An 892-nucleotide genomic window follows, 5' to 3' on the forward strand; every position below is an offset into this window, starting at 1 on the left:
GGGGGCGGTTCGGTGGCCCCGGGGCTGGTGGTCGCCAGCTCTACCCCGACCCGCACGCAGGCACGCGCATTGCATTCGGCCGGAGGCCCGGCGCCCGGCTCCGGGCGGCAAATGATGACCCGAGGCACGGGGTCGCGCCGGCGCAGGCGCTTGTTGAGCTCCACAGGCAACGGGATCACCGCCCCGCCGGTATGGGCAAAGATCACATCGACGCCGAGCTCGTACAGCACGTCGAAGAGCACGCCGGCGCCGGGGCGCATGGACGGTTCGGTCTGAGTCATTGTCATGGCGGCGCCTGGCAGGCAATGCGGATTGAGGCATGATAAGACCTTCGCGGCGCGCCGCCATGATACGCGCCAACTCCCGGGGCCCGTGGGCGCACTCGGAGCCGCGCCTGCCGCCCGAACGGCTTCGCCGCCAGACACCCACAGAGCGCGCCTGAATGCACCCATGGGCGAAGAGCCCGCAGTCGCCGACCATGATGCCCAACCCCATCAGCCGCTGGTGGCAGCGCTACCGCCTCGAACGCGCTCACGCCCAAATCGACCCGGCGCTGTGGCCCGAAATCTGCCTGGAGCTGCCGCTCCTGGACGGCCTGGACGATGCCGCGCGCCGGCGGCTCATCGACACCGCCGCGCTCTTCCTGCACCAGAAGGCCTTCGAGGCCGCCGGCGGCGCCGAGCTGGATTTACGCACCTGCATGGAGCTGGCTCTGCAAGCGGCGCTGCCGGTACTGGAGCTTGGGCTGGACTGGTACCGCGGCTGGCATGCGGTCATCGTCTATCCGGACGAATTCGTGCCGGCGCGGGGGGCCATGGCCGAGGACAGCCTCGCCCGGGTCGACGACGACCACCAAGGGCGCGGAGCACGGGGGACGGGGCCGGCGCGCCCT

At 71.2% G+C, this 892-nt stretch carries 2 protein-coding genes; one reads left to right on the forward strand and one right to left on the reverse strand.

Annotated features, from left to right (window positions below):
- On the reverse strand, nucleotides 1-281 hold a 281-nt coding region (locus I6U14_RS01030; protein WP_296896152.1), incomplete at its 3' end, for a thiamine pyrophosphate-binding protein.
- Between the two features lie 197 nt (nucleotides 282-478).
- On the opposite strand from I6U14_RS01030, the gene I6U14_RS01035 reads away from it, so the two are divergent.
- Nucleotides 479-892 (forward strand): zinc-dependent peptidase (locus tag I6U14_RS01035; RefSeq protein WP_296896155.1); only part of this gene is annotated, 414 nt, incomplete at its 3' end.

The organism is Thiohalocapsa sp., from assembly GCF_019695415.1.
GTDB lineage: Bacteria > Pseudomonadota > Gammaproteobacteria > Chromatiales > Chromatiaceae > Thiohalocapsa.